The 24,911-nt window shown below is 35.8% G+C and carries 21 protein-coding genes; 13 read left to right on the forward strand and 8 right to left on the reverse strand.

Features of this window, described 5'->3' with window-relative positions; translation table 11 throughout:
• Window position 1: 1 nt before the first annotated feature.
• The 4 genes from OL234_RS01730 to menB all read right to left on the reverse strand — a co-directional run bounded on the left by OL234_RS01730 (window position 2) and on the right by menB (window position 4,310).
• Entirely contained in the window at window positions 2-199 is a 198-nt protein-coding gene (locus OL234_RS01730; RefSeq protein ID WP_275469453.1) for a hypothetical protein, read from the reverse strand.
• Between the two features lie 128 nt (window positions 200-327).
• The gene (locus OL234_RS01735; protein WP_275469454.1) at window positions 328-1,887 is read right to left on the reverse strand and encodes a ClC family H(+)/Cl(-) exchange transporter; all 1,560 of its coding nucleotides are present in this window, start codon (window positions 1,885-1,887) and stop codon (window positions 328-330) included.
• A 135-nt stretch (window positions 1,888-2,022) separates the two neighbouring features.
• A complete protein-coding gene (gene menE, locus OL234_RS01740) occupies window positions 2,023-3,483 on the reverse strand; it encodes an o-succinylbenzoate--CoA ligase (RefSeq protein WP_275469455.1) in 1,461 nt (486 codons plus the stop codon).
• 14 nt (window positions 3,484-3,497) lie between these two features.
• Window positions 3,498-4,310 carry a 1,4-dihydroxy-2-naphthoyl-CoA synthase gene (menB, locus tag OL234_RS01745; RefSeq protein WP_275469456.1) on the reverse strand — a complete coding sequence of 271 codons (813 nt, stop codon included), beginning with the start codon at window positions 4,308-4,310 and terminating at the stop codon, window positions 3,498-3,500.
• A 118-nt stretch (window positions 4,311-4,428) separates the two neighbouring features.
• On the opposite strand from menB, the gene OL234_RS01750 reads away from it, so the two are divergent.
• The 3 genes from OL234_RS01750 (at window position 4,429) to OL234_RS01760 (ending at window position 8,939) form a co-directional block, all read left to right on the forward strand.
• Window positions 4,429-4,800 (forward strand): PaaI family thioesterase, encoded by a 372-nt coding sequence (locus OL234_RS01750; RefSeq protein ID WP_275469457.1) that lies wholly within the window; start codon window positions 4,429-4,431, stop codon window positions 4,798-4,800.
• Between the two features lie 170 nt (window positions 4,801-4,970).
• Entirely contained in the window at window positions 4,971-6,911 is a 1,941-nt protein-coding gene (locus tag OL234_RS01755; protein ID WP_275469458.1) for a PTS fructose transporter subunit IIABC, read from the forward strand.
• An 81-nt stretch (window positions 6,912-6,992) separates the two neighbouring features.
• The gene (locus OL234_RS01760; protein WP_275469459.1) at window positions 6,993-8,939 is read left to right on the forward strand and encodes a BglG family transcription antiterminator; all 1,947 of its coding nucleotides are present in this window, start codon (window positions 6,993-6,995) and stop codon (window positions 8,937-8,939) included.
• A gap of 38 nt (window positions 8,940-8,977) precedes the next feature.
• Here the strand turns inward: OL234_RS01760 and OL234_RS01765 are convergent, their stop codons facing one another.
• On the reverse strand, window positions 8,978-9,898 hold the full coding sequence (locus OL234_RS01765; protein ID WP_275469460.1) for a mechanosensitive ion channel family protein: 921 nt from the start codon (window positions 9,896-9,898) through the stop codon (window positions 8,978-8,980).
• A gap of 195 nt (window positions 9,899-10,093) precedes the next feature.
• On the opposite strand from OL234_RS01765, the gene OL234_RS01770 reads away from it, so the two are divergent.
• The 4 genes from OL234_RS01770 (at window position 10,094) to OL234_RS01785 (ending at window position 15,097) form a co-directional block, all read left to right on the forward strand.
• Entirely contained in the window at window positions 10,094-10,975 is an 882-nt protein-coding gene (locus OL234_RS01770; protein WP_275469461.1) for an SPFH domain-containing protein, read from the forward strand.
• Between the two features lie 416 nt (window positions 10,976-11,391).
• Complete coding sequence (locus tag OL234_RS01775) at window positions 11,392-12,873, forward strand: peptide MFS transporter (protein ID WP_437184431.1); 1,482 nt, start codon at window positions 11,392-11,394, stop codon at window positions 12,871-12,873.
• Between the two features lie 149 nt (window positions 12,874-13,022).
• Window positions 13,023-13,418: an OsmC family protein gene (locus tag OL234_RS01780; protein ID WP_275469463.1), complete on the forward strand. Its 396-nt coding sequence runs from the start codon at window positions 13,023-13,025 to the stop codon at window positions 13,416-13,418.
• Between the two features lie 323 nt (window positions 13,419-13,741).
• The gene (locus OL234_RS01785) at window positions 13,742-15,097 is read left to right on the forward strand and encodes a glycosyl hydrolase family 18 protein (protein WP_275469464.1); all 1,356 of its coding nucleotides are present in this window, start codon (window positions 13,742-13,744) and stop codon (window positions 15,095-15,097) included.
• Between the two features lie 27 nt (window positions 15,098-15,124).
• Here OL234_RS01785 and OL234_RS01790 read toward each other — a convergent pair whose 3' ends face one another.
• The 3 genes from OL234_RS01790 to OL234_RS01800 are packed head-to-tail and all read right to left on the reverse strand — an operon-like array spanning window position 15,125 to window position 18,795.
• A complete protein-coding gene (locus OL234_RS01790) occupies window positions 15,125-16,411 on the reverse strand; it encodes a hydroxymethylglutaryl-CoA reductase, degradative (RefSeq protein ID WP_275469465.1) in 1,287 nt (428 codons plus the stop codon).
• An 18-nt stretch (window positions 16,412-16,429) separates the two neighbouring features.
• Window positions 16,430-17,602, reverse strand: a complete 1,173-nt coding sequence (locus OL234_RS01795) for an acetyl-CoA C-acetyltransferase (protein ID WP_275469466.1) — start codon at window positions 17,600-17,602, stop codon at window positions 16,430-16,432.
• A gap of 26 nt (window positions 17,603-17,628) precedes the next feature.
• Window positions 17,629-18,795 (reverse strand): hydroxymethylglutaryl-CoA synthase, encoded by a 1,167-nt coding sequence (locus OL234_RS01800; protein ID WP_275469467.1) that lies wholly within the window; start codon window positions 18,793-18,795, stop codon window positions 17,629-17,631.
• Window positions 18,796-19,056: 261 nt separating this feature from the next.
• On the opposite strand from OL234_RS01800, the gene OL234_RS01805 reads away from it, so the two are divergent.
• The 6 genes from OL234_RS01805 to OL234_RS01830 are packed head-to-tail and all read left to right on the forward strand — an operon-like array spanning window position 19,057 to window position 24,911.
• Window positions 19,057-20,124 carry an ABC transporter ATP-binding protein gene (locus OL234_RS01805; protein ID WP_275469468.1) on the forward strand — a complete coding sequence of 356 codons (1,068 nt, stop codon included), beginning with the start codon at window positions 19,057-19,059 and terminating at the stop codon, window positions 20,122-20,124.
• A gap of 1 nt (window position 20,125) precedes the next feature.
• Window positions 20,126-21,406: an ABC transporter substrate-binding protein gene (locus OL234_RS01810; protein ID WP_275469469.1), complete on the forward strand. Its 1,281-nt coding sequence runs from the start codon at window positions 20,126-20,128 to the stop codon at window positions 21,404-21,406.
• Window positions 21,396-22,286, forward strand: coding sequence for a carbohydrate ABC transporter permease (locus OL234_RS01815; protein ID WP_275469470.1), 891 nt, complete (start codon window positions 21,396-21,398; stop codon window positions 22,284-22,286). Before OL234_RS01810 ends, OL234_RS01815 begins: the two co-directional genes overlap by 11 nt.
• Window positions 22,283-23,110 carry a carbohydrate ABC transporter permease gene (locus tag OL234_RS01820; RefSeq protein WP_275469471.1) on the forward strand — a complete coding sequence of 276 codons (828 nt, stop codon included), beginning with the start codon at window positions 22,283-22,285 and terminating at the stop codon, window positions 23,108-23,110. The genes OL234_RS01815 and OL234_RS01820 overlap by 4 nt, the downstream gene beginning before the upstream one ends.
• Window positions 23,107-24,072 (forward strand): prenyltransferase, encoded by a 966-nt coding sequence (locus tag OL234_RS01825; protein ID WP_275469472.1) that lies wholly within the window; start codon window positions 23,107-23,109, stop codon window positions 24,070-24,072. The genes OL234_RS01820 and OL234_RS01825 overlap by 4 nt, the downstream gene beginning before the upstream one ends.
• Window positions 24,063-24,911 carry an ABC transporter substrate-binding protein gene (locus OL234_RS01830; protein WP_275469473.1) on the forward strand — a complete coding sequence of 283 codons (849 nt, stop codon included), beginning with the start codon at window positions 24,063-24,065 and terminating at the stop codon, window positions 24,909-24,911. Before OL234_RS01825 ends, OL234_RS01830 begins: the two co-directional genes overlap by 10 nt.

The following is a 24,911-nucleotide window of genomic DNA, read 5'->3' on the forward strand; positions in this document are numbered from 1 at the left end:
TTTAGATAATATTTTTTTTAAAAGTTTCAAAACGTTTTAAATTAGCTTCCATCTGTTCACGCTGTATTAATAATTGAGAGTGGATCATTGTATTATTACTATTCATTGCCATCGTATTGTTGATTGCAATAATAGCACTATTTAAGTACTCACAACTGTACATTACCATTAATTTAACGTCTTCTTCGGTCATTTCCATTTTACTTAATACCTCCAATAGTTATTATTATAAAGTTGTTACTATCATAGCATTTAAAAATAAAAGTATTTTTTCTTTTATTTTTTTATGTCAAATAAAAAAACAAGCAGTCTTGAGACTACTTGTTTTTAAAAATAATGATTTGTTTGTTTTTGGAGTTGTGATTTAATATGAGCGACATTTTTTTCATGAGTCAAAATATTTAATCTATCTCCCGCCAGTAAGAGTGTGTCACCTTTGGGGATAAATTCTTTTTCTCCACGGGTTATGCTAGCTACTAAGCAATCTACAGGAAAGTCTGTTTCTTTTAACATTTTGCCATCTAAATCACAACCAGTATGCAGCGATATTTCAATGATCTCTTTATTCCCAGCAATATTTTCTTCAGGCTCACCAGTCATTTTTTCTAATAAAGCTTCGTAAATCGGTGAGGCGCCTAATAAATCAGCGACAATATAAGCCACAAGAGAGACCACAGCAATGGTCATAAGCTGTTGGAAGTCTCCGACCATTTCGGTAATTAAAATACAAGCAGTCAGGGGAGCTTTGCTAATAGCTGTAAAAAGACCGGCCATACCTAAAATTAAGAAATTCCGTGTGAAGGAGTCATTAATATTAAGATAGCTAAAACTTGCACTGGCAAACCAAGTCCCTAAAATAGCTCCTAGAGAAAGGATCGGTAGAAAAATACCGCCAGGTAAACCAGAACCATAAGAAATCATGGAAAAAGCGAATCTCAAAAGTAAAATACCAGAGAGGGTGAGTAAAGGCAACTTGTTGTCGGCAAGAATAAAAATAACTTCACTGCCACCACCTAATAAATTTGGCCAAGCAAAACCTATTGGGATCACTAAAACCAAAGGAATAATACCGTAGTAATAATTAGGTATTTTTTTAAATAACTGATAAAATCTGGGCATTCCTAGCAATGTTTTTTGGTAAATAACACCTGCTATTCCCAAAAATATCCCAAATACGATTAATAACCAGTAGTATTTAAGTGGTAGACGAGTGATACTACCGAATGATAGGATCGGGGTTAAACCAAAAAAATGCAGTGAGATAAAGTTGGCTGTAGTTGTAGCTGACAAGGTGGTGAGAAGCACAACAGGTGAAAAATTGTGTTGGATTTCTTCCAAGACAAATAATAAGCCAGCAAAGGGAGCGTTGAAGGCAGCGGATAAACCAGCACCAGCACCACTAGCTAGTAGGACTTTTTTTGACATGGTATTTCCCTTAAGTAACTGGTTAATCCCTTGTCCGGCTGCAGCACCTAGTTGAATAGAGGGCCCTTCACGACCTAAAAATAAGCCAGATGAGATTGCCAAGATGCCGGCTAATCCTTTTTTCCACAGAACGGAAAACCAGTCACCATCTAATGTACCTGCAATTTGCCCTTCCACTTGGGGAATGCCACTCCCTTTTATGAAAGGGTCGCTTTTAATGAATTGTCCCAGAATAATAGCTAATAAGATAGAGATACCCAGCCAAGGTAAGAGCCAAATCGGAGAACTGTGTAGAAAATAATAAATAGTTTTAGTGAGATGGAACATTTTTTCAATCGCGACTCTGAATAAGCTAACGACTAAACCAGCCGTAATACCTACTAAGATTCCTTTTGCAATAAAAATTAATTTTGTGCGATCGAAATAAGTTGTAACAAACTTTTTCTTTGTGTGACTAGTCAAATCTAAAACTCCTTTTTAATGTCTCAAAATAATTGTTACCGTATTAATCATAATACTATTTGACTGTCTTTACAAAAAAATTGTTATTTATAAGTGAAAAAATTAATAATAAATAAGAGACCTTGAAGGTCTCTTTTATCTAGTCGGTTGAATCAATCGAATAATTTCTTGATTTGGTAATTCTCGTTTTATTAGTTTACCTATGGCATTTTTGGGTAATTCTTTTACTAGATAGTATGTTTTAGGACATTTGTAAGCGGCGATTTTTTTTGATAATAAACTTAGAGCGTCTGTATTAAAATCATCTATATCAGTCACGACAAGATAAGCGACAACGCGTTCTCCCCAATAAGTATCCTGTTCTCCAATGACAGCAGCTTCTTTAATCATAGGAAGTTGTTTAAGCTGGTATTCGACTTCTAAAGGATAAATATTTTCTCCACCAGAAATAATTAATTCCTTTTGACGCCCACTGACAAATAAAAATCCTTCGTTATCTAAATAGCCTAAGTCACCGGTCTTAAAGTAACCATCTTCTGTTAATTCTAGTGGAGAATTTAAGTATCCGGGAGTAACATTGGGACCTTTAATTAAAATTTCACCAGTTGAATAGGGCTCAACTGTATCAGCAATTTTTAATGAGATTGCAAGTTGAGGTAGCCCACTAGAACCTATTTTTTTGCGAGCATCGTGATGATTTAAGGCAACAACTTGTGAGGCTGTTTCGGTCATACCAAATGATTGAATGACTGGTAAATTCAAACGGATACAGTGCTCCAATGTATCAATCGAAAGTGCAGCTCCACCCAAAAGTAAACATTTTAGTTGCGATCCTAGACGTCTAAAGCTAGGATTGTTCAATAAAACCTCTAGCATAGTCGGGACTAAAGAAAGGTGAGTGACGTGATAAGTTGTTAAGGTGTTAATAATAGTATCGGGATTAAATTTAGCGATTAGACAAACTGTTTGTCCATAAATCAGCCCCTTGATTAACATTGAATACCCACTAATATGAAAGAGTGGGACAGTCATTAACCAGGTGTCATCTTGGGATAGTCCAAGATTTAAAGCTGAACCAATCGCACTAGACCAGTGATTTTCATAAGTTTGTCTCACTGCTTTTGGTGTGCCAGTTGTACCAGAAGTGAACATAATAGTTGTCGTTTGGCTTAAATCAATTGTGGTCTCACTGAAACTTAGAGCGGTGTCACTGTTGATTTGTTTGAGAGACTCTAAACTAAGACTGTCATAATCAGTTGTGCTAAGTGTTAGTTTTTCAGTGAATTTTTCTTCAAAAATAATCAAATCAGGTTGAGCGATAGTGGTTTGTTGTTTAATTTCTTGGGCAGTTAAACGATTATTTAAGATGATTGTTTCAATATTACCCAAATGTAAGGCTAATAGAAGGTGATAAAAATCTGCCGCGTTACTACCTAAAACAGCCACTCGTGAGAGTGACTGTTTATGGTGGTAAAGTTGGTTTAGTAAGGTATTAGCGCACATTTTTAGCTCTGAAAAAGTCCAATTGTTATTTTCAAACACAAGGCCAATTTTATTAGGCGTTAGTCGGGCACGTTTTAGTAACCAATTTTCCATAATAACTAAGCTCCTTAAGGGAATTTAGGAAATTTTTCGAAATCAGGATCACGTTTTTCTAAGAAAGCATTTTTGCCTTCGCGTCCTTCATCCGTTGTATAATATAACATAGTAGCATCGCCAGCAAATTGTTGTAAACCAGCTAATCCATCCGTGTCAGCATTCATAGCAGCTTTGATAAAACGAATGGCAGTTGGGCTTTTCTTAAGAATTTCTTCGGCCCAGGCAACCGTCTCATTTTCGACTTCCTCTAATGGGACTACTGTATTGATCCATCCCATATCAAGAGCTTCTTGTGCTGAATATTGACGACAAGTAAACCAAACTTCTTTAGCTTTTTTATGACCAACAACACGAGCTAAGTAGCCTGAACCATAGCCGGCATCAAAACTACCAACATTAGGGCCTGTTTGACCAAAAACAGCATTTTCAGCAGCGATTGTCAAATCACAAACTAATTGTAGGACATTTCCCCCACCAATTGACCAGCCTTTCACCATAGCAATAACTGGTTTTGGAATGATGCGGATTAAACGTTGTAAATCTAAAACATTTAAACGAGGAATATTGTGGTCGTCAATATAGCCCCCATTTCCACGAATACTTTGGTCGCCACCGGAACAAAAGGCTTTATCTCCAGCTCCTGTTAAAATGATTGCACCAATACTCGCGTCATCACGTGAAATTGTGAAAGCTTCAATCATTTCTGAAACTGTTAGTGGGGTAAAAGCATTGTGTACATGTGGACGGTTGATTGTGATTTTTGCAATGTGTCCATATTGTTCAAATAAAATTTCTTGGTATTCTTTGATTGTTGTCCAATTCATTAATTTCGACTCCCTTTAATTAGTAATAGTTCTATTATAAGCAAAGAAAAAATGTTTGTATATCATTTCGTTTTGATATTTAATAATAAGTAAGAAAAAGAGAAGAGGAGTAGTTTATATGACAGCAATAGAAACTTTAGGAATTAAGGAAATAATAGTCAGTCAAGATCGGGTTGTCCTAGAACTTGATATTAAGGAATGTCATCGTCAACCGTTTGGTTTAGTACATGGAGGGGTTTCTGCCTTGATGGCAGAGACGGCTGCTAGTTTAGGGGCAACAACTTATTTGGACACCACTAAAAAAATTCCAGTAGGCATGGATATTCATTCACGTCATGTTAAATCCGTTAAAGAAGGTCGCTTAAACGCGATAGCTAAGCCTATATCAATTGGAAAGACGGTTCAAATCTGGGAGATTGAGATAATCGATCAACAAGAACGTTTAATCTGTCATAGTACATGTAGTTTGTTGGTGATCGATAAGCCGTAATAGCACGAAATCATATGAGTATATGGTAAGTATCTAACGTGTTGTGGCAGTGGTAAGCATCTCCCTAGCTATTAAATTTATTTTTGCCACAACTTTTGCAAAAAGCTTGGATTAAATAGTTTCTTTCGTGATGTTACACTAATAGTGAAGAAAATAAAGGGAGTGAGAAAATGTCACAAAAAACTATTGTTGCTATCACATCTTGTCCGGTTGGCATCGCCCATACCTACATGGCGGCTGAAACCTTAGAGAAAAAAGGACAAGAATTAGGTGTTAGAGTTAAAGTTGAAACACATGGTTCAATCGGGATTGAAAATGAATTAACTAGTGCTGAGATTGAGCAAGCAGAAGGTGTTATTATTGCAGCGGATACGGTGATTGATATGTCGCGTTTTGCTGGTAAACAAGTCATTAAAGTGGGCGTTCAAGATGGGATTCATAAAGCTGAGAGTCTAGTCAATCAAATTTTGACTAACCAAGGTCAAGTTTTATCAGGCACAGCCACTGCCTCGACTGAAGAAGGTAACGCTAAAAAAGCGAGTGTGGGTCAAACAATGTATAAGAGTTTAATGAATGGTGTTTCTTATATGGTGCCATTTGTTGTAACAGGTGGCTTATTGATTGCAATTGCCTTATCACTAGGTGGTGTCCCTGGACCAAACGGTATTGCGATTCCTGCGGGAAGTGTCTGGGCAACTGTCAATGATATTGGTGGAATTGCAATGGGACTTATGGTCCCTGTTTTATCTGCTTTTATTGCCCATAGTATTGCAGACAGACCAGGTTTAGTTCCTGGGTTTGTTGGCGGGATGATTGCTACGAATGGTGCCTTATATAATAGTGAAGCTGGAGCTGGTTTTTTAGGTGGGATTTTAGCTGGTTTTATCGCAGGATTTGTCGCTTTAGGTATTAAAAAAATTAAAGTACCAAAAGTAATTCAATCCATTATGCCAATCATTATTATTCCGGTTGTGTCATCAGTTATTGTTGGTTTTTCATTTATCTATGTGATTGGTCGTCCAGTAGCCGTTCTATTTGAAAGTTTATCAACGTGGTTAGCTGGGATGCAAGGTGGTAGTCAGATTATTTTAGCTTTGATTTTAGGAGCGATGATTGCTGTTGATATGGGCGGTCCATTTAATAAAGTGGCCTTCCTATTTGGTTCTGGAATGATTGCTCAAGGTAATTTTAATATTATGGGACCAATTGCAGTAGCCATTTGTGTGCCACCGTTAGGAATGGGTGTGGCAACATTTATCTTGAAAAATAAATTTACGCAACCTGAAAAAGAAGCTGGGAAAGCCTCTTTTGCAATGGGCTTATTTGGAATTACTGAAGGTGCTATTCCTTTTGCTTCAACTGATCCGCTACGGGTTATCCCAAGTATTGTTGCCGGCTCAATGACAGGTAGTGTCGTTGCAATGTTAGGTGGTGTGACCGATCATGTAGCTCATGGTGGTCCTATCGTCGCAGTTTTAGGTGCAGTTGATAATGTTTTAATGTTTTTCGTAGCCGTAGCTGCAGGGATTGCAGTAACTGTTGCTTGTTTACAGTTCTTGAAAAAAGATGTAACAAAAGTGGCAGTTGCTATCTCAACAGAAGAGACTGTCATTGAAACAGTTGAGGAAGTAATTGAAGAAGAAAAAGAAGAATTTGAAAAATTAACGGATATTGTGTCTGATCAAGCTTTAATTTTAGATGTTAAAGGTGAAACCAAAGAAGAGGTTATGGATGAGATGATTGCCAAATTTGGTGAACTTGAAAAAATTACGTCAACGTCAGAATTTAAAAAAGCAATCCTGGCTCGCGAAGCTGAAAGTACAACAGGAATTGGGATGTCAGTGGCGATTCCTCATGGCAAATCTTCAGCTGTGAAAGAGCCAAGCGTTGTCTTTGCTCGTTGTCCTGAAGGGCTTGATTGGGCTAGTTTAGATGGTGAGCCAACTAAATTAATGTTTATGATTGCAGTTCCAGCTGATAATCAGACTGATGCTCATTTGAAAATATTACAAATGTTATCTCGTAAATTGATGGATGATCAATTTAGAGAAGCGCTATTAGTAGCTGCTACCAAAGGTGAAGTAATGTCTTTACTTGATACTGTCCGTTAAAATAAAGTGAATAGAGTAGACTCTGCCTATGTTATAATTTAAATAGCATAGGCAGAGTTTTTTTGAAAAAGGAGGGCTAAGGTGAATTTACGACAAAAAAATATACTAGAATATTTAGTGGTCAATAAAGATAAGTCATATACATTACAAGAATTGGCCAATCAAAGTCACTGTTCGACTAGAACTGTTCGGAATGATTTGGCGCAAATTAGCCAGTTATTAGTCGCTCGTCACTATGAAGCTAACTTAATTAAGAAGCCTGGTGTGGGCATTAGCTTGGCAATCAGCCCATATGAACGTCGAAAATTAATGAGGGAATTATTGCAAGCGGATTCTAAGCAAGCATCTGATGATGTAAGTCGCAAAGAACTATTGTTGGCAACATTATTGATGTCTCAGCACCCTTTAACTTTAGATGAGTTAGCTGAGCGCTTATACGTTAATCGAACGGTTATTAGGGAAGATATTGATAGTTTACGAGAACAAACTAAGGGATATAAGCTTGATATTATTAGTAAGCCACGCTTGGGGACCTATATTGAAGGTTGTGAGCGGGAAAGGCGCGATTTGTTAGCTCAAGTCATGAAGAAAATTAATCAACAAGCCCAAGATGGCAAAGGGTTGTTAGATTTTTTTCCTGCTAAAATGATTGAACGAGTCAATCATTCTTTAAATCTTTTAAGTCGGGAAACGGCAATTTCGATTGAAAATAACCCTTTAAATAGTATTACAATTCATATTTTATTTATGATTGAGCGTATTAAACATCATCAGTCACTATATTTATCTACTAGTGAGTGGGATTTAATCAAGCATTCAAAAGCACTAGGATATGCCCGAAACATTACGACGGAGTTGACTCAACAGCTAGGGTTGAGTTTTCCAGAAGATGAAATTGGTTATTTAGCTTTACGAATATCGAGTTTTAATATTCATAATGAAGGAAGAACAGATGCTTATTATGAAGAAATGAAGCAAACTGTGGAGAAAATAACTTATGTTTTGATAAGGGAAGTCTCACAATTACTCGAAATTGATTTATCTGAGGATTGTATTTTAAGGAATAATTTACAGCAACATTTGGATTCGACTTTCACGCGCATTAATAGCGGGTTTCATATTTCAAATCCATTAAAAGTAGAAATTATGCGGGCTTATACACAGTTATTTATGTTAATCCAAGTTTTAGTCGAAGAATTATTGGAAGAGACTAATCTTGTAATGCCAGAAGAGGAGATTGCCTATTTAACTGTTCATTTACAAGGAGCAATTGAACGACAGAAAAAAGTAGCGAAACGGACGTTTAAATCAGTTATTATTTGTGAATTTGGTATGGGAGTATCAGCATTTTTAGAAGCTAAAATTAAACGGATTTTTCCGACAATTGACATCTTAGAGTTACTATCTATTGCAGAGTTGGAAGTTTATAATAATTTAAATGACTTAGATTTTATTATTAGTACGGTTCCTTATCAACATGAAAAGCTCCAAGTTTTAGAAATTTCCCCTTTATTGGAAGAACGTGATTTAACTTTGTTGCGCGCCTTTTTAGTAGAGTATGAGCCATCTTTACCGACAAAACATTTTGATATTAGTTTGTTTAGTCAACCCTTCTTAGTGGAGACTCAGATAGATCAAAAATCAAAAAAAGAAGTTATCACTCAAATGGTTCAAAAATTAATTAAAAAAGGATATGTTGCGCCCTCTTATTTAGAATCTGTTCGTCATCGAGAAGAGACGTCTAGTACTCGAATTGGTCATCTGTTAGCTTTGCCTCACGGCAATCCTCAAGAAGTGAGGCATTCGAGCATTAGTTTTGCTACCTTGACATCTCCTATTGAGTGGGGAAATGGCGAAGTACAAGTAGTGGTGTTGTTGGGGTTGAAAAAGCATGATCTGGGAAGGTCTGAATTAAAAGAGTTTTTTTCAGTGTTACATTATCTCAATGAACATCCACTTATTCTGGCTGATATTATAAAAGAAACTGATAAGTTAAAAGTATTAGAGTATTTTACAAAATATGAATAAAAATAAACCTAACAGTTAGAAGCTGTTAGGTTTATTTTTTAAGGGACTTTTACAATTTCGACATTGAAGTTAGCAAAGTGAATAGTGTTAGAGTTATTAAAATCGGTTAAAATAGCTTGATGCAAGACTGTTTTTGTAGCTGCGCCTTCTTTATAATGAACAAGATAGCGTATTTTGACATCGATGCCAACCTCGGTCACATCCATCAAGAAGGTTGGTTCAGTTGTCCCATCAGATAGTTCAATAGCCTCCATCTCTTTTTCAAAATCAGTAACTTCGGGGAAAGTTCTATTTTTTTGTTTGAAAAATTCTTGATCACAAGCTTTTTTCATAATTACTTGAGCCTGTTGCCAATCGCTTTCATGGGTCAGTGTATAACTGATTTCGTGCCAGATAAAATGATTAAGTGCGGTATAGTTAAAGATATTATCATCAAAAATAACACTATTAGGAATCTTGATTGTTCGTCCTGTCGGTGAGTCAGAAGAGAGCCAATTGTTGATTTCCACCATAGTGAAATGGATAAAACCAATTTTTATTACCTCACCTTTGACACCATTAATTTCCAAACGGTCATAAATACGGAAATGTTTCCTTTTTTCAATAATAAACCAAGCAATTAGATTATTAATCATCCCCTTAACAAAAATTGAGATAAAGAGTAAGGCGATAAAAATGAGCAAGATAAAGGTGTCGAGGGCTTGCATCCAAGTTTTTAAAGTCATTAAAATCATAATACCTCGAATAAGACTTTTAAAAATAGGTCGGATCTTGTAATAAGTTTTAACACTTTTAAAGTGTTTCTTCATTACTTTTAAACCGAGGTATTCAACACTGAAGCCAATTGTTAAAATCATGAGCATCATAGAAATTTTGGTTGAATATTCTTCAGGGTTTCTGATTCCATCGGCAATATCGTAAGAAAGTGTCACAAAATAATCACGAATTGAATCTTCCATTAATTTAATTTCTCCATTTCATAAGCTTGAAAAGATCTTAGAATCGTAAGACTCTTCTATAAGAACAGTATAAAAGAAGATGAGTTATAGTTAAAGTAATATCGCAATGTCGATTGATAATCTAGTATTAAGATGGTTGGTTAAGTGGGTTAAAAAGAGTGTGGTATAATAATCTAAAAGATAGGGGGAATATATATGCAAGAGAAAAAAGCCTTTGCTGTTAATGGGTATATTGGCCTAGTAGTTATGATTGTTCTTTTAATTGGATCACTTTCTCTTTTTTACCAAGGGTTTTCTATTGGAACAGGTACTGAGGAAGTTAAGGTAGGTCTCGTTTTGTTAGGGGTGTTATTATTAATAATCGCAGGACTATTTATCTCATCTTTGATGATTGTAGCGCCAAATACATCTAAAGTGTTGACGTTTTTTGGTAATTATATCGGAACGATCCGTGAGCCAGGTTTATTTATGACGGTTCCTTTAACGAACAAATCAACGGTGTCATTGAAAGTAAATAACTTTAATAGTGTTAAGATGAAAGTAAATGACTTGGATGGTAATCCTATTGAGATTGCAGCAGTAGTGGTTTATCGTGTTGTAGATACAGCAAAAGCGTTATTTGAAGTAGACTACTATACTAATTTTATTGAAATTCAAAGTGAGACAGCTATTCGTCATGTTGCAACGAAATATTCTTACGATGGAGATGATGATGAAGTATCTTTAAGAGGGAACGTCAGTGAGATTTCAGAAGAATTGGCAACAGAGCTTCAAGAACGACTATCAGTAGCAGGGGTGGAAGTTTTAGAAGCGCGCTTGACACATCTAGCTTACTCAACTGAAATTGCCAGTGCCATGTTACAGCGTCAGCAAGCTAAATCAATTTTAAAAGCGCGTCAATTGATTGTAGAAGGAGCTGTTGATATTACACAATCGGCCATCGAACGTTTGACGTTGAATCAAGAGTTGACCTTGACTACTGAGCAACGTGTAAAATTGGTTAATAACTTATTAGTCGCGATTGTCAGTGAAAAAGGGGTTCAGCCAACTATTTCTGCTGATCAAGCAACTGACTAACAGATACCATATTCGTAATAAAAGAACGCTAGTCTTTATTAGACTAGCGTTCTTTCTGTTTTATTATGAGTGAAAGAAGAGAAAGATTTGAAGACGACATGAGAATTCTTTCTTAATCTACATTATTAATGAGTGTTTTTTTAATGTCTGAAATAATAATTTAGAATTATTTTTATTTGCACGAATTTATTTGATGGGTAATTAGGTTGAAAGCTTGATGTTGTAAGGTTTTAAACCGTTTTTGTATTATGGGTGTTTTTCTTTTTATTTACTGATTATTTTCATCGTTTTTTAATTTAACTAATGAAACCTATTGTAATTTTCTCATTTATGTATTAAACTTGTATTTTAATTCATATAAAATAATTTTAAATAAAGAGAGTGTGGGTAAAATGAGATATACACGTGAAGAGATGATTGAGAGTGTTCCAAGGACTGGCTTCTTCGGACATCCAAAAGGATTAGGAATTCTATTCTTTGTAGAGTTCTGGGAAAGATTTAGTTACTATGGTATGAGAGCAATTCTTTTATTCTATATGTACTATTCAGTAACAGAGGGTGGTTTGGGCTTGCCGATGGCAATGGCTCAATCAATTATGTCATTATACGGCGCATTAATCTTTATGACAGCCTTATTAGGCGGATGGTTAGCTGATAGGGTGTTAGGTTCACGACGTTCACTATTTATTGGTGCTACAATTATTATGTTAGGTCATATTGTTTTATCATTACCTGGCGGGGTACCACTATTCTTACTATCAATGGCATTGATTATTATTGGATCAGGTTTAATGAAACCAAATATTGCCAACGTTGTAGGTGGTTTGTACGATAAAAATGATGCTCGTATGGATTCAGGTTTTGTTATTTTCTACATGTCAGTTAACATGGGAGCTCTTGCATCACCGATGATTGTTGGTCAATTACAGACAACATTAGGTTTCCACTATGGGTTTGCTGCAGCTGCAATCGGAATGGCTTTAGCCTTAGTTGTTTATGCTGTATATAATCGTAAGTCTTTAGGTTTAGTAGGGAAAGATATTCCAAATCCCTTAACTGAAGAAGAAAAAGGAAAATATAAAAAAGGAGCAGTCGTTAGTGTTGTTGCCTTATTAGCAATTTTAGCTATTACTTATTCAACAGGTATCTTAACGTTTGACACGTTCTCATATTTTATTACAGGTTTAGGTTTAATTTTACCGATTGTTTATTTCTTATCAATGTATCGTAGCACTAAGACAGATGCAACAGAGAAAAAACGTTTATTAGCTTATATTCCATTATTCCTTTCAGGTGTCATGTTTTGGTCAATTCAAGAGCAAGGGTCATCAATCTTAGGAACATTTGCTGACACAAAAACACAATTAGATTTAAGTAAAGTGATTGGAATTGATTATACTGTTCCAGCTGCTTTCTTCCAATCAATTAACCCAATTTTTATTGTTATTTTTGCACCAGTTATTTCAAGTTTATGGGGTAAATTAGGTAAACATAATCCTTCAACAGCATTTAAATTTACCTTAGGATTATTCTTTGCAGGTATTTCATTCTTAATCATGGTAATTCCTACTTGGGGCATGGTTGAAGGCGACAAAATTAATCCATTCTGGTTGATACTTTCATTTTTCTTATGCGTAATTGGAGAGCTTTGTTTATCACCAGTTGGTCAAAGTGCGACAGTTAAGTTGGCACCAAAAGCATTTGAGTCAACTATGTTAAGTTTGTGGTTACTATCAAATGCGACAGCTCAAGGTTTAAATGCTCAGTTAGTTAGATTATATAATGTTTTAGATGAGTCACAATATTTCGGATTCTTAGGTTTAATGGCGATTGTTTTAGGGATTATTATTTTGATTATCTCACCATGGACTAAGAAAATGATGGGTGGTATTTACTAAAGAAGGCAATTAAAAAGCTAGCGACTTAGTCGCTGGCTTTTTTGTTGGCATTGAATTTAACTAAATGAGTAGAAAGGTAGGTCTTTTTCTAGTAATTTGGTATAATATTAGCGAGAGCAAAATAAGATTGTCTAGAAGGAGCGAGTCTGATGAAACAAGAAAATTTAGTCTTAGTTCAAGGTGAAAAAGGCATGGAATTACCGTTTGAAACGGGCAATTGGGTATTATTGAAAGGTGAAGAAGGTTATTCACCAGTTGAGACTTTAGCAGCTTGTGTAGGAGCATGTGGTGCATATGTCTATCAGTCTATATTAAAAAATTCAAAAATTGACTATCAATTTGAAAAAGTTCATGTGACTTATAAGCGAGATGAGACTAAAAAAAGTGAACCGTTATCAATGGTATCTTTAGTGTTCGATATTCGAGTAGCTGAAGAAGATCAAGGAAAAGCAGAACGTGGTTTAAAAATGATAGGGGCACATTGTCCAGTGATGCAGTCCTTAGATCCAGCTATTGAAATTAGTGAGATCGTTAATTTTTTGTAAGCGAGTAATAGGTCTATACTTTTAATTGAATTATAGGTATAATAAGCAAGCGTTTGGAATGTCTTAAGCCAAATGCTTGCTTATTATTGAGAAAAAAAGACTGCTATTTTTGAAATATATTGTAATAATTGACATCTAATTTTCATATAAAACTGAAATATTCAAGTTGTTATTACCTATTTATTATATTAAAATGTTAGTAGTGCTTACTGTAATTAGTTATATAGACTCATATAATGGCTATTTTTTGTAAAGAAAGTCATGGTAAAAAAGTTGTACGTCAGATGTTTGAATATGTCTGATTGTGACATTAAGGGGAGAAAATGAAGAAAAATTTTATAATGAGAAGTTTATTCCTTCTTATCATTTTGTTTGGCTTCTTGGGAGTCAAAACAACAGCCTACGCAGGTCAAGCAAAATTTAAAGTAGTTGGCTATTTACCTGACTATGATATGATTCATCGTGATGCCACCATTAATTTTAAACAGTTAACGGATGTCAATTATTTTTCAGTAGTTCCTGAAGCGACAGGTAAATTAAAATTTACTGAAAATGGAAGTGCTGAACAATTAAAAGAACTAGTGAAAGATGCCCACAAAGAAAAAGTTAAGGTGGGTGTCAGTCTTGGCGGTTGGGGTCTTAGTGATAATTTTGCAGAAGCTACCTCCGATACAAATCGTAAACAGTTTATCGCAAGTGTGGTTGATTTTGTCGATCGTTATAATTTAGATACGGTTGATATTGATTGGGAGTATCCTGATCAAGATAAGGCACCTCAATTTGAAGCTTTTGTCAAAGAATTAAAAAAAGAATTAAAAACAAAATTAGATGGTACGATAAAGGTATCGATCTGTGTTCCCACAGGTATTGGTTCAAATGGTTTGCCAACAGGCACTTGGGAGGACCATTTTACGCCAGCGGCATTGAATGCTGCTGATTGGATTAATATCATGTCATATGATGCTCAGATGCCTGGCTTTCCGAATCATTCGCCAGTTGATTTACAAAAAAATGCTTTAAATTACTGGAATGATTTAATGGGTGGCGATAAAATGGCACATTTAGTAGCTGGGATGCCTTATTATGCTAAAGCGTTAAATGAGACAGTTATTACTTACAATAGTTTAGTTGATGTCTTCGAAGGGGTTTTGACTAATGATGAAGCCACCTACATGGGTGAAACCTTTTACTTCAATAATAAAGAAACAGTTCAAACTAAAACACAAGATTCTATAAAATTAGGTTCTTTGGGAGTGATGATCTGGACGCCAACGCAAGATGCCAATTTAGGTAGTCCGAGTCGTTTGACAGATGTTATTGCAGATACAATTGCAGATAGTAATAAGGTAGAATTAGATAAAGATATTCCCGTAGCAGAAGTCGCGATAGATAACGTGATTGAAAAAGTTAAAGAAGGCAAATCAGTTAACAAATGGTTATTAGTAAGTCTCTTAATGTTAATGGTTATTAGCTTATTATTATTTAGAGGCCATTTACCATTCTTGTTACCAAGTCAAATTAAAGGAAGAAAAGTTGACAAGATTAACTTAGGTAAATTAGTTGGTTTAATTTTATTAACAGTTTCTGTTTTAGCATTTATTATTGTTGTCTTGCCGTGGTATCTATCATTATTAATATTTGTTGGATTAGGTGCTGGTGGTTATTATATCTTAAAATAAAAAAAAGAAGCCTTTAGGCTTCTTTTTTTATTTATTTTTTCGAATGTCTTGTAGTAAGCGACTAGCTATTTCTGAATTCATCGTTGATTCAAGACGTAATTTTTCTGATAATAAATCAATTTCTTCGTTGACTGCCCCAACATGAATCGCTAAAGATTTGGCATGTAAGCTCATATGCCCCCTTTGAATGCCTTCGCTGACTAATGCTTTCAAGGCAGAGAAATTTTGGGCTAAGCCGACGGAAGTAACAATTTTAGCAATATCTAATGCAGATTCGGCTTTCATTAATTGCTGACTTGTTTTAGCAAGCGGTAAGACACTGATAGCGCCACCGACAGATCCGACAGGCATGGGCAAAGTCAATTCGCCATTTAAGAATCCTTCCTCATCTAAAGACCAACGGCTCATGCTACGATACTGTCCATCTCGAGCAGCATAGGCATGGGCGCCAGCTTCGACTGCTCGGCTATCATTTCCTGTTGCGATTAAAACTGAGTCAATACCATTCATAATACCTTTATTATGTGTAGCTGCACGATAAGGGTCTAGTTGAGCGTAACGTGTGGCTGCAACAATTTTTTTGGCAACTTCTAAACCACTCATAGAAGAACTTGCTAAATCTTGAGTTGCGACACGACAACGACTTGTCACAAGAGAATGATCATTAAAATTACTTAAGATACTCATTAAGCATTCGGCATCTAGCCATTTTTGGATTGCCTGGCTTACTGTTTCTAAAATAGTATTGACGATATTAGCTCCCATGGCGTCTTTAACATTTACAATCAGATGAATGGTTAAAAATTCATCTTCGTTCCGTTCATTTTTGATTACACGGATGTCAATTTCCTCTAGGCCCCCCCCTCGTTTGACAATTGAGGGATGAGCTAATCTTGTTTGTTCAAAAATATCGTCACGATGACGTTCAATAATCTGTGCGGCTTCTTGAAAATCAATAATATCAGTTAAGATGATTTGACCAATTAAAGCACGTTTGTGAACTTTAGTTATAAAGCCCCCATGCTTCCGCATAAATTTAGCCCCATTACTAGCCGCGGCAATAACGGATGGTTCTTCAACAACCATTGGCACTACCACATCTTTGTTATCAACAATAAAGTTAAGAGCTACCCCTAAAGGGAGAGGGAATTGAGCGAGTTGATTTTCAATTAAACTATTAGCTACATCCTCAGTTAGCAAGGGACTAGCATTAAGGAGTGCCAGAGAATCATTGTCTAAAAAGCCACTCTCTTTTAAAAGGTCTAAGCGTTCAACACGTGTTTTTTTATAGAATTGTGAAATATTAGATGTCATAATTAGTAAATTCTCCTTTTATTCGGGACGTGAAATAGCTAAAGCTAACCCAATGCCGCCTCCGACACAAAGTGAGGCAATCCCTTGCTTTTTATGCTCCCGCTCTAAAGAATAAAGTAAGGTAGTTAAGATACGGGCACCGGACGCTCCTAGTGGATGACCAAGGGCAATGGCGCCCCCATTAATATTGACACGTTCAGGTGGTAAATCGAGATCTTTAACAATGGCAAGTGATTGGGAGGCAAAAGCTTCATTGATTTCAAAAAGATCAATATCAGTTGTTTTTAAGGTCATTTTTGCTAGTAAGTCTTTAATTGCGTAATAAGGGGCATAGCCCATATAGTTTGGATCATTGCCAATTTCGGTATACTCTCCAACAATTGCTTGGTAAGGAATGCCTCTTTTTTCTGCAACTTCTTTGGCCATTAACACTAGGGCAGAAGCACCGTCATTAATGGTGGAAGCATTGCCTGCAGTGACACTTCCATCTTTTTGAAAGACTGTTTTTAACGTTGCTAGTTTTTCAAGAGTACTACTGCCACGAATTCCCTCATCTTGAGTGACAACTAAGCCATCAGGTGTCGTAACAGCGACAATTTCTTCGTCAAAATAGCCAGCTTGTTGGGCATGATAAGCTTTAAGTTGTGACTTATTAGCATAAGTATCTTGATCTTCACGTGAAATTTGGTATTTTTCTGCTACGGCTTCGGCAGTTGTTCCCATATGTTGATGGCTAAATGCATCGGTTAATCCATCTAAAATCATGGAGTCGACCAATAAGTTTTCATCAAAAGCTTGATCTTTTCCCATTCGATGATGCAGTAACGGTGATTGGGACATATTCTCAATCCCACCTACCACAACCGTATCACTAATCCCTAATTGGATGGCTTGCTTTCCTAAAATAACTGTTTTAAGACCAGAGCCACAAACTTCATTGATCGTCATGGCAGGGGTCGTTTGAGGAATCCCTGCATGAATCGCAACTTGTCTTGCTGGATTCTGTCCATTTCCAGCTTGTAAAACATTTCCTAAAATAACTTGATCTACCTTGGTAGGGGATAGGTCTGCACGTTGTAGGGCTTCTTTAACCGCAATCGTCCCTAGTGCTACAGCAGAAGTATCTTTAAATGCGCCTTTAAATTTACCGATAGGTGTTCTGGCTGCACCAACAATAACGACTTCTCTCATATATGTTCCTCCAAAATTATTTAATATTATTTTCTTAGGTAATGACGTTGATGACCGGTTAATTTTTCTAATATGATTGGGGCAGGGTCAGTGCTTGTAGGCAAGATAAAAGTAGAGCCATCTTTTGGTAATGAGCCACTGAATAACTCTTCATAGTCAGAGATACTTAATTCTGTACGTTCAGCCAATAATTGCTGATGTTCGCTACTTAAAAGCGCATCCTTAAAGTTAGGAGCAAGTCTCCCACTAAAGAATTCACCCACAGCACCCGAACCATAGCTAAATAGACCAATCCGTTGTCCTGCTTTTAAATTAGATTGATGATCCAATAATGAACATAGACCTAAATAAAGTGAACCAGTATAAATATTTCCAATTTCTTTTGTATAAAGGGTACTGTGAGCATAGTTAGCTAATAAACGCTCAGATGTTTCATCTGTTTCAGATTCTAAGAGAGGGAGTAACGCTTTTTTTCCCATTTTAGAATATGGAAGATGGAAACAAATAGCTTCAAAGTCTTCGAAAGTCAAGTTATTCCGTTTTGAATATTCTTCCCAAATATTTTTAAAAAAAGACATATAGACGTCATTTGAAAACTTACCATCTACAATTGCTGTGTCTGAATAAGCGGGACGCCAAAAGTCAAATACATTTTCCGTCATAGCGACAGAGTCATCCTCGAGGATGAGAATACTAGGATTTGAACTAACTAACATAGCCACAGCACCGGCACCTTGTGTGACTTCACCAGCAGTGTTTAACCCATAACGAGCAATGTCAGAGCCAATTACTAAAACTTTACGATCAGGATGTGATTTGATATAATCTCTAGCCATTAAAAGACCAGCAGTTGCCCCATAACAAGCTTGCTTAATTTCGATAGCTTTAGCAAATGGTTGAATACCTAATAATTGATGAATGTAAGTGGCACCAGATTTTGAATAATCAAAAGATGATTCTGTTCCTAAGATAACCATATCAATTAATTCAGCCTCTTCTTTTGACACAATAGGAAGAGCCGCATTAGCAGCAATCGATACTGTGTCTTGGCTTAAAGGATTGATTGCCATTTTATTTTGTCCAATCCCAATTGTATATTTATCAGGATCTGTCCCACGTGCTTCTGCAAGAGGAACTAAGTCAACATAGAGATTAGGTGTAAAAAAATGTAGTTTATCAATACCAATAGTCATGGATCATTCCTACTTTCGTTTAATTTATTTTGTAGCTAGTATAGCAAAGTTATCATTATAGAGTTTAACATATTGTAGAGAGATAAGTCATATCGATAAAATATTTTAACTAATCTTTAAAAATAATTAGCTTTTTAAAGGTGAATAAAATAAAAAAAGCAGCTATAAAATAGAAATATTCGTGTATAATAGTTGTCGTGGTCAAGTCATAGTAAATAAATTTGTTTATTTATAAGGACGATAATTAGAGGGGATGAACGAATGTCATATATAAAGTTGCATGATATTTCTAAAAAGTTTCATGAAGAGCAAGCGTTAGGAAGGTTAAACCTCCTGATTGAAGAAGGGGAATTCGTGGCACTTGTCGGTCCGAGTGGGAGTGGCAAGAGTACCATGTTAGATATTATTTGTGGGTTTGAACAAAGTGACAGTGGTTATGTGGCTATTGCGGGAAAAGATGTGACAGATTTGACACCAAAAGAACGAGACGTTGCGATGGTATTTCAAAATTATGCTTTGTTCCCCCATATGACAGTCGCTGAGAACTTAGCCTTTGGGATGAAAATTCGCAAGATAGCTAAAAAAGAGCGCCAAATGAAGGTAGCGGAAGTAGCAAATCTTTTATCTTTAAGTGAATATTTGAACAAGTATCCTAAAGAACTATCTGGAGGTCAAAAACAACGCGTAGCGTTAGGTCGTGCCATTGTAAGAGAGCCCAAGTTATTTTTAATGGATGAACCACTTTCTAATTTAGATACAAGTTTAAGAGAGCAAATGAGTAGTGAAATAAAGAAATTACAGAAAGTTCTCTCCGTCACTACCTTATATGTAACACACTCACAAGATGAAGCGATGTTAATGGCAGATAAAATTGTAGTTTTAAATAAGGGCGTTATTCATCAAGTAGGCACGCCTCATCAAATATATCAACAACCGGCGGACTTATTTGTTGCAAGTTTTATAGGCAAACCAAAGATAAATTTAATCACTGGGTGTTGTCAAAATGGGTCATTTAGTATTAAGAATCATTGCCTTGGAAAATTAAGTTATCCAGACAAATATGAAGGACAAGAACTTATCATCGGTATTCGAAGTGAACACATTGAGGTCACAACTAATTTTAACGAGTGCCATGTCACTATTAATAATATAGCTTATCTTGGCCAAGAAACGTTGTATTATTTAGAAAATACTCACGGTTTAAAATTAACGGTAAGACAAATAAATCCATTAGTCCAGTCAGTCGGAGACGACTTATTCATTAAGTTCAATCTTGAAAAAGCGGTACTTTTTGATAAACAAACAACTAAACGAATAGGAGAAGATTAGCATGAAAAAAATTTTAACAGGATTATTTATTACCTCAGCCTTATTAGGAGGGTGTGCTAAAAAGGCGACAGAGGAAAGTCAGTCTGAAAAAATTGGAGGAGAATTGACAGTTGTCACCAATCGGACTGATGCCGATAAATTATTTGAGAAAATTGAAAAAGGTTTTATTGAAAAGTACCCTGAAGTTAAGGATATAAAATGGGAAGCAGTTGCTGATTATGATAGTAATATTATGACCAGAATGACAAGTGATGATTATGGGGATGTTTTATTTGTACCCTTTTCAATGGCAGGTATGCCAAATGAATACCCTAATTATTTTGAATCATTAGGTAAAGTAGATGAGATGACGTCAGATTATTTAGATGTGACTGAAGCTGATTTTGAAGATAAGGTATATGGTTTGCCTACAGCTCTGAATTCTTTAGGAATTATTTATAACCAAGAGTTGTTTGATGAAGCGGGTATTAAAGAGGTGCCAACAACTGTTCCAACTTTTATTGAAGCCGCTAAGAAAATTAAGGCTAATACTGGCAGTACTCCTTTTTATACAAATTATCAAAGTGTAGCTATTTGGGCAGGGGCCTTAACATCGTTTGGGGGAGAGCAATTCAAATCAGCTACCTTAAAAGAGGGGGATGCTTTTGCTAAAGGGCAAGCAATCCGTCAAGTAATGGACTTATTTTATGAGTTAGCTTCAAATAAGTTGATTGAAGAAGATCCGATAACCCTAGACTCACAAGCAGCACAACAAAAATTAGCCGAAGGTGAAATCGCAATGCTAATGAGTGGTTCGCAAGATGTCATACCGATTCAAGCATTGGCTAAAGATAAGAAATCTAAAGCTATTAAAATAATGAATTTTCCAGTTGAAACAAAAGGGAAAACAAGCTTACCTTTAGGTGCTTCAGGAGTAGTAGGAGTTAGTAATAAATCAGCTAATAAAACGACAGCCAGAGCCTTTCTAGATTACTTTATTTCAGGTGAAAGTGGCTATGCGGTGGATGCCAATGGTATGTCTCCCGTTAAGGCCGATTTGACGAAAGAACAGCAACAAACAATTGAAGACAGTAATGTTATTTTGACGGTGGCAACTGAAAAACCAGAAGATGATGCCACATATAGTAAAATTGCTGAAGAAGCGGGAGTCGCTCGCTTAACTGATGTCTTACAACAAGTCATCAATATTGGTCTATATCCAGAAAAAAATGAGCCATACACAGATTACGTTGCTTCATTAAGTAAAACATGGCAAGAGGCTGCTAAACTTCATGCTGAATAATATTAGTTTGCAGGGGAAAAGAGAAAGACGAGTTATTTTTTGCTTTCTCTTCTTTCCAGTAGTATTGTTATGTTTATTTGGCATTTGGCCAATTGTTAATTTAATATATTTAAGTTTTACTTCGTGGAATGGCATAAGTGAATCAAAAGAATGGGTCGGGTTTGCTAATTATTTTAAAATTTTACAAGATCCAACATATTTGACTATCTTCAAAACAAACTTATATTATTTAGTATCGGGTTTGCTACAAATGGTTGTGGCTATGTATTTCGCTATTATTTTATCTTTTAAAACATGGGGTCAGTCATTTTTTAGAGCCAGCTTTATTTTACCCTTACTAATTAGTGGGGTTGCTATTTCGATGATGTTTCGTTTGTTTTTTACTGGTGAGGGTGCGTTTGACCAACTTTTAACTTTTTTGGGGTTAGAGAAATTCATTGGGATGTGGCTAGGAGATCCAGAGCGAGTCAATTACACATTAGCAGGTATATCGCTGTGGCGGAATATTGGGAGAAGTTTTCTTTTGTATTTAGGAGCTATCCAAAGTATCGATCCGGCTTATTATAAGGTAGCTGAAATGGAAGGAGCAACGTTTTGGCATAAGGTAAGGTACATTATTTTACCTAATATCACAACGGTCTTGACGTTGGATTTTATTTTATTAACAATTGGCGTTGTATCTGTTTTTGAGATGCCATTTATTTTAATGAATGGTTCAAACGGAACAGCTACTGTCTTAGTTAAGACGATGAAGTTAGCTTTTGATAATAAAAAATTTGGAATGGCAGCCAGTCTTTCAGTTTTATTAACCTTAGTTATTGCTTTGTTAACTATTATTCAACGTTATGTTGTTATTAAGAGAGAGAGGCGGCAGCTATGAAACAGCTTGTTTTTAAATCACTGAAATATATCAGCTTGTTAACCTGGTTATGCATCATCTGTCTGCCTATAGTAACATTATTTTTAGGGTCTTTTATGACCCATGAGGAATTTTCGAAAGCATCGAGTTTAACCTTTCCAACTAGTTTCTTTTATTTAGAAAATTATCGGATTGCATGGCAAGAAGGCCAGATGTTACGTGGCTTTTTACTCACATTTGTTTTACTGATATGTGGTGTGTTTGGAAGTGTTTTGGTAGGGTCGATGGTCGCCTATATATTAGCACGATTTAATTTTAAATTTAAAAAAGTCCTTGTTCTGCTATATTTTATTGTGTCCATGGTGCCGATGACAGTCTCACAAGTATCTACTTTTAAAATTGTGAGTAATTTGGGATTATACAATACTATCTGGGCACCAATTTTGTTGTATGTTGGTGCTGATGTCATGATGATTTATATTTATTTGCAGGGATTAGAAAAAATTCCGACAGAATTAGATAAGGTTGCAATTTTGGAAGGAGCTTCGTATTTTCAAGTCTACCGTCAAATAATTTTACCTTTGTTAAGACCAGCCACAGGAACGGTGATCATGCTAAAGGTAATTAGTATTTACAATGATTTTTATTTGCCCTATCTCTATATGCCAAGTCAAAATTTAAATACCATTGCCACAACGCTTTATCGCTTTGTAGGTCCTAACCAAACAAGATGGGAAGTTATTTGTGCCTGTATTATTATTAGTATGGTGCCGATGATTTTATTATATTTAGTTTTACAAAAAAAGATTTATGAAGGATTAATGTCAGGGAGTGTCAAAGGATGATAAAAAAATTAATAAGCTGGCTAGTCGGCTTCCCAAAGAGAGCCTATACAGTAATGGAATTACGAACAGGCTTTGCAACAGGTTTGCCAATCTTAAGTAGCGGTCTATTCGGAGCTTATTTAGTCGGACACTTAAGAATAATTCCACTAGTATTATTTTTTATTTGTGGGTATAGTTTTAATATTGTGGCTAACGTGGCCAATGAGATTAGAGCCTATTTAAAAAATGAGGAAGATGATAAAACCTTGACAGAACATTTTGGAAGTGAGGGGCTAGTCCGAGGGGATGCTACGTTATTGGATGCTGTCTTAAACCTCTTAGGGGTGTTGGGCATTGGAGGCATCTCTGGCTTGGGATTGACCTGGTTGCTTAACAGTTGGCTATTACTAGTCTTAGGGATACTTGGGTTAGTCGCTGCGTTGACATACTCATTAGGACCTAAACCATATATTGTCTATCCTGTTGGAGAGTTTGTTTCAGGTCTGTTTGTCGGTGGGCTAAGTTCGTTATTGTCTAGTTGGATCCAAGTCGGTCAGTTGATTTTACCCAGTGTTTTATATGCGTGGATTTGTATGATGTTAACAGTATTTTTAATGTCTACTAACAATACAGGTGACTATGAAAAGGATTTAGGCGTGAGGCGAACCTTACCTCATGTTATCGGTTTTCGTGCGTCAATTTTGATTATTATCCCTGAGTTTATTACAGTACTAGTTGCGTGGGCTATGTTAGGACTTACCGTGATTCCTTGGTGGGTCTTTCTCATAGGCCTAATTATTTTTTATGTACAGGGCTACAAGAGATGGTATCAAGCATATTATAAGATACAAAAAGTATATCCAGAGATGGGAAGGGAGTTTGGCCCACGTCCATTATTAGTGATTTATCACTTTCATGGTTGGTTAACTTTTATCTTTTGGTTATTACTAATAAAGGAAAGTGGGAAATGGTTATGGCTATAATTAGATTGCATCAAAATAGAATCAACCCATTGGTATTGCCGGTTATTTTGGCCAAAGAACTAGGATTTTTTGATAAAAGAAAGGTTGAAGTTGAGCTGCGTTTAGCAGATGATTTTGTTTTTCAAGGGAAAAATGAGTTTCTTTTGGGCGAAGTCGATGCAGTGATGGGTGATACAACCTTTTTCTTTTATTATTTGGAAGAAGGAAAGCAAGCCAAAATTACTTCTAACTTAACTAGAACGATTCAATTGGTCGATAATGGCATGACCGATGACGAGACAACTTTTGTGGTAGGTGTTAATCGTCGAGGTCTATTTCGCTTTTTTCAACAATATTTTATGCCAGAGCAATTAAAAAATGCTTCTTTAAAATGGTTAAATAATACCTATGAACGGATGGAAGCCATGCGAAAAGGTGAGATTAATAGTTTAGTTGCGATTGAACCTTTTATCGCAGATGTTCAAACTGAATTTAATAGCCGAGTTGTGTGGCACTCTAATCAAATTGAGCATTATTTTGTGATGTGGTGTTTTGATTCTCAATTTGTAGAAGAGAATCCACAAACGGTTAGACATTTTCATGAGGCTTTAGAAGAAGCATCTAGTTATTTTAATCAACTATCAGCTGAGGATAAAGTGATAACTTATCAAACTTATGCAAAAGTTCCACTAGCAAAAGCTGAAGCGATGAGTCAGTTTAATTTTGAAGAACAAAAAAATTATCAGAGTGACGATTTTAATCTGTGTCAAAAGTGGATGAAAGATGAAGGTGAAATTTCTCAGTTATATGAAGCGGAGAGATATATATTTGCAGGAATTGAGTCGAAAAAAGAACCTTAG

Origin of the sequence: Vagococcus intermedius, assembly GCF_029144185.1 — a bacterium.
Lineage (GTDB): Bacteria > Bacillota > Bacilli > Lactobacillales > Vagococcaceae > Vagococcus_D > Vagococcus_D intermedius.